The 4,858-nt window shown below is 68.9% G+C and carries 4 protein-coding genes; 1 reads left to right on the top strand and 3 read right to left on the bottom strand.

The features are described 5' to 3' along the window. Positions 1-372, bottom strand: a 372-nt coding sequence (locus Q8M88_RS04235; protein WP_305595000.1) for a (deoxy)nucleoside triphosphate pyrophosphohydrolase, incomplete at its 3' end; no start/stop codon positions are given. A gap of 326 nt (positions 373-698) precedes the next feature. Between Q8M88_RS04235 and Q8M88_RS04230 the strand changes: the two genes are divergently transcribed. Further along, positions 699-2,075 (top strand): DEAD/DEAH box helicase, encoded by a 1,377-nt coding sequence (locus Q8M88_RS04230; RefSeq protein ID WP_305594999.1) that lies wholly within the window; start codon positions 699-701, stop codon positions 2,073-2,075. 84 nt (positions 2,076-2,159) lie between these two features. Here Q8M88_RS04230 and Q8M88_RS04225 read toward each other — a convergent pair whose 3' ends face one another. Then, positions 2,160-3,263 carry a phosphatase PAP2 family protein gene (locus Q8M88_RS04225; protein WP_305594998.1) on the bottom strand — a complete coding sequence of 368 codons (1,104 nt, stop codon included), beginning with the start codon at positions 3,261-3,263 and terminating at the stop codon, positions 2,160-2,162. 101 nt (positions 3,264-3,364) lie between these two features. After that, positions 3,365-4,825, bottom strand: a complete 1,461-nt coding sequence (gene argJ / locus Q8M88_RS04220; RefSeq protein WP_371132626.1) for a bifunctional glutamate N-acetyltransferase/amino-acid acetyltransferase ArgJ — start codon at positions 4,823-4,825, stop codon at positions 3,365-3,367. Positions 4,826-4,858: the final 33 nt, after the last annotated feature.

Genomic DNA, 4,858 nt, shown 5'->3' with positions numbered 1-4,858 from the left:
GGCCGGCGGCATCGGATAGGCGTCCATGTCGTTCGGCCTGACCCAGGCCAGCGCCTTGTGCTCGCGCGCCGTCACCTGGCCCTCCCAGCGCCGGCACAGATACAGCGGCATCAGCAGGTGGAAGCCCTGGTAGGCGTGGCTGGCGAACACGAACGGCGCCAGGCAGGCGTGGCTGACGACGATCCCCAGCTCTTCCTCCAGCTCGCGGATCAGGCAGGCTTCCGGCGTCTCGCCCGGCTCGACCTTGCCGCCCGGGAATTCCCAGAGGCCCGCCAGTTGCTTGCCCTCGGGGCGCTGGCAGATCAGCACGCGGCCGTCGACGTCGACGAGCGCCGCGGCGGCGACCAGCAGCATGGGTTTGGGATCGGCCATCGCGGCTCCTTCGCCTCTCCAGGCAGGCTTTGCAACAGGCCCACGCCGTTGCGTCTCCGGCGCCACACCCTGCGGCCATTACGCATCCATGACTTGACTTGACGGTGGATAACCCCGATGTGCGGCGGGCGTCCTCATCGGACGCTATCGGCGCTCCAGCCGCGTGAGGGCTTCCAGAACAGGAAGCCCAGCCTGTCGAGCGCCCTGAAGATTACATAGATCGCCCGGCCACGCGGGGCGCTTCCCCATCTTCTCAGCCGCCCAGCGCGCGAGACTTCGCATCGTTCGAAGCCGCGCGCTCACGCGGCGTACGTGAAAGACATCACTTGACTCAATTCACCGACCTCGGCCTCGACAAACTGCTGCTCAAGGCCCTCGCCGACGAAGGCTATTCTCAACCGACCCCGATCCAGACCCAGGCCATTCCCGGCGTCATGGACGGCCGCGACCTGCTGGGCATCGCCCAGACCGGCACCGGCAAGACCGCGGCCTTCGCCCTGCCTATCCTCCATCGCCTCGCCGCCGACCGTAAGCCCGCGCCGCGTCGCGGCTGCCGGGTGCTGATCCTGGCCCCGACCCGCGAACTCGCCACCCAGATCGGCGAGAGCTTCAAGACCTACGGCCGCTACCTGGGCTTCAGCACCGCGGTGATCTTCGGCGGCGTGAAGTACGGCGCGCAGATCAAGGCGCTTGCCGCCGGCATCGACGTGCTGGTGGCAACGCCCGGCCGCCTGCTCGACCACCTGCAGGAAAAGATGGCCGTGCTCAGCCAGACCGAGATCTTCGTGCTCGACGAAGCCGACCAGATGCTCGACCTGGGCTTCCTGGTGCCGATCCGCAAGATCGTCGCCCACCTGCCCAAGCAGCGTCAGAACCTGTTCTTCTCGGCGACCATGCCGAACGAGATCGGCAAGCTGGCCGGCGAGCTGTTGAAGGATCCGCTGAAAGTATCCGTCGCCCCGCAGGCGACGACCGTTGAGCGCGTCAACCAGCAGGTCCTTTACATCGAGAGCCCCCGCAAGCGCGCCCTGCTGGCCGAACTGTTCGAGGACAAGGCCTTCACCCGCGTCATCGTCTTCACCCGCACCAAGCGCGGCGCCGACCGCGTCGCCCGCTCGCTGGAGCAGGTCGGCGTCGAGGCGGCTTCGATCCACGGCGACAAGAGCCAGGGCCAGCGTGAACGGGCGCTGGCGCAGTTCAAGGCCGGCGAGGTCCGCGCCCTGGTCGCCACCGACATCGCAGCCCGCGGCATCGACATCGACAGCGTCACCCACGTCGTCCAGTACGAGTTGCCGAACGTGCCGGAGGCCTATGTCCACCGTATCGGGCGGACGGCGCGGGCCGGCGCAAACGGCAGCGCGGTCAGCTTCTGCGCCGACGACGAACGCAATCTGCTGCGCGACATCCAGAAGGTGACGCGCCAGACCATTCCCACCTTCGATCGCCGCAACGATCGTCAACTGGGCGCGATGACCGCAGCCATGCCGGAACCGGCGGGCGTGCGGGCTGAACGTCCGGCGCACCCGCCGCGCGACAGTCACGCCAAGCGCGGCGGTCGTCCGCAAGCCAAGTCCGGTCAGGGCAAGGGTTCGGGCGGCGGCGGCGGCGCGGCCAAGACCGGCTTCCGCGGGCCCAAGCGTGGCGGCGGTGGCGGCGGAGAAGCAGCCCCGGCCCGTCGCACCGGCGTCTGGTCCAACCGCTAAGCTAAAAACGAGCCGCCGCATCCGCCATAGAACCGGCGGGTGCGGCCGGCATGTCCCCACATCAGCCTAACCCGATCGAGCCATTCAGGCCGTCGGTGCAGACCCGCGTTCGCGCGCGTCCGCGCGCCGGGTCGCCCAGCCGGCGAGCTTCCACAGGCAGACGCTGCTGACGATCGCGAACAGGCCGTCGGCGGCGTAGTGCCAGGCCAGGTGGATTGAGCCTGCGGTGATCACCACCGCGAACGCGAGCATCGCCCAGCCGGCGCGCCGATCGAGGCGCCACGCCGCCAGGACGCATAGCGTGGTCATGCTCATGTGCATGCTCGGGAACGCCGAGATCCCCGCCCCAAGGCTCGAGAGCTGGTGCTGATAGAGGCTCCACAGCATGTGCTGGCCGGCGCTGGCCGACATCGACCAGTCGAGGTTGTACTGCAGATACGACACCAGCTGCCCGAACCGCGCGGCGTCGCCGGTCACCTGGGCGAAGAATGCGGGCCCCGCCGACATCATGAGTCCGGCGATCAGGGTGCCGTTGACCGACCAGGCCAGCAGATAGGCCGCGAGAAACTGATTACGCAGAGCGCCGCGCTGCATGAACGCCGCGGCGAACAGCGGCGCCAAGAGCATCATGGTGATCCACACCGGCCCGTAGACGAACTCGACCACCGAGGTGACGGCGTAACGCCCCAACAACGGCTGCAACCACAGCCACGGGTCGCGCCCGAAGAACAGCGCCCGGTCGAAATCGGCCAGCAGGGCGTCGGCCCAGAACGGACGCGCGTGCGGCAACATGCATTTGATGGCCGTGAACGCCGCGGTGAACAGGCCCAGGCCGGCGAACAGCAGCAGGCCGGCGGCGATCTCGGGGCGAAGGCTGTGGCGCACCGCCTTGCCGGCGGCCTCCCATCGGCCGTGCGCCGAACCGCGCACCACCGCGCCGCACAGCCCGATCGTCAGGCTGAGCGCCAGCGCGCTGACGATCAGCTGCATCCACACCCGGAAGTAGGCGCCGTCGAAATGTAGCTCACGCCGCGCGAGGGCGGCGAAGGCGAATCCGGCGATCACGTAGACGGCTATGGCGACGTAGAAGCCGCGGTCCGCATGCAGGGCGGCCGAGAAGCGCTTCAGCCAGGCCTCGTCAAGACGCCGGCTCGCCTCAGCTGAAAGGTCGCGCTCGAAGACAACCATGCGCCGCCCCCAGTTGCTCCGCGTCAGGACATACAGCAACGACAGGCTTAATCAAAGGTGACGCTTGGGCGCGGCGTGCTCGCGGCGCGCGATCGTACAGGCTATGAGCGGTAGTCGCCGTTGATCGCCACATACTGCTTTGTCAGGTCGCAGGTCCACATCGACGCCGAGCCGCGGCCAACCCCGACGTCAACCTGAACCTCAAGCTCCTGGCGCTTCATGTAGGCGCTCATCTTCGCCTCGTCGTAGGACGCGGCGATCAGTCCGTCCTGCGCCGCCCACAGCTCGCCGAAGCGAATGCTCATGCGGTCACGGTCAACCGGCTCGTCGGCGCGGCCCACGGCCATGACGACGCGGCCCCAATTGGCGTCCTCGCCGGCGAAGGCGGTCTTGACCAGCGGACTCTCGGCGATGGTGCGCGCGATCTTGCGGGCCGAGGCCGGGCTCTCCGCGCCGTTGACGGTGATCTTGACGAACTTGGTGGCCCCCTCCCCGTCACGCACCAGTTGCAATGCCAGGTTGAGGAGCACGCCCTCCAGCTTCTCGCGGAAATCCGCCAGCCTGCGGTCGCCCGCACGGCTGATGCGGGGCGCTCCCGCCTGGCCGGTGGCGAACAGCAGCAGGGTGTCATTGGTCGAGCGGTCGCCGTCCACCGTCACGCAGTTGAATGTGGTGCGCGTATAGAGGCTCAGCAGGGTCTGCAGGGCCGCCGGCGCGATCGAGGCGTCAGTGGCCACGAACGCCAGCATGGTCGCCATATCTGGCGCGATCATGCCCGAGCCCTTGGCGATGCCGCCGATGCTGACCTTCACCCCATCGATCTCAGCGGTGGCGAACGCGCCCTTGGCGAAGGTGTCGGTCGTCATGATGGCCTGGGCGGCCCCGGCCCAACCGTCCGCCGACAACCTGGCGTCCAGGTCGGGCAGTCGATGGGTGATGCGCGCGTCGTCCAGCAGCACGCCGATCACGCCGGTCGACGCCGTCATCACATCCCGCTGGCGGCAATCGAAGCGCTTGGCGGCCGCCGAGGCCACGCGTCGCACCGCGTCGGCGCCGGGCCGACCGGTGAAGGCGTTGGCGCAGCCGGCGTTGACCACCAGGGCGCGCACGTCCGCGCCGCCCGAGGCGGCCAACTGGCGCTTGCACCAGTCCACAGGTGCAGATCCCACGCCATGACGGGTGAACACGCCGGCCGCGGTGGCGCCTTTGGCGAACCGCATAAGCAGCAGATCTTCGCGTTCGTGCTTGTAGAAGCCGGCGCGACCGGTCGCGAGCTCGACGCCGGCGATCGGCGGCATGGCCGGAAACGGCACCGCCAGCGGTGAGATCGGGGGCGCCGAGTTCGCCGGCGCGAGCGGCGGCGCGTCGGTCTTCTCCGCAATCTGGCGGCTGACCTTGTCGGTGCGTTTCAACGCGGCGCGTTTCAGGGCGCTGGCCAGCGGGTCCAATGCGCGCTCGATCGTGTGGCTGACCACCTCGACGGGATTGACCGGCGCTTCGAGCGTCTTGCCGCGCGGAGCGGCCTTGGGCTTCTTGGGCGGTTCGACCGGCTTGCGGCTCACGGCTGGGCTCCCTTGGCGGGCGGCTTCGGCGCG

Origin of the sequence: Phenylobacterium sp. (assembly GCF_030693805.1) — a bacterium.
In the GTDB taxonomy this organism is placed as follows: Bacteria; Pseudomonadota; Alphaproteobacteria; order Caulobacterales; family Caulobacteraceae; genus Phenylobacterium.
Note: the sequence above shows the minus strand (reverse complement) of the source record. Positions and strands in the feature narration are given on the sequence as shown.

Coding starts and splice junctions, on each gene's coding strand:
- Q8M88_RS04225 (WP_305594998.1), bottom strand. CDS start 3,263: ATGGTTGTCTTCGAGCGCGACCTTTCAGCTGAGGCGAGCCGGCGTCTT.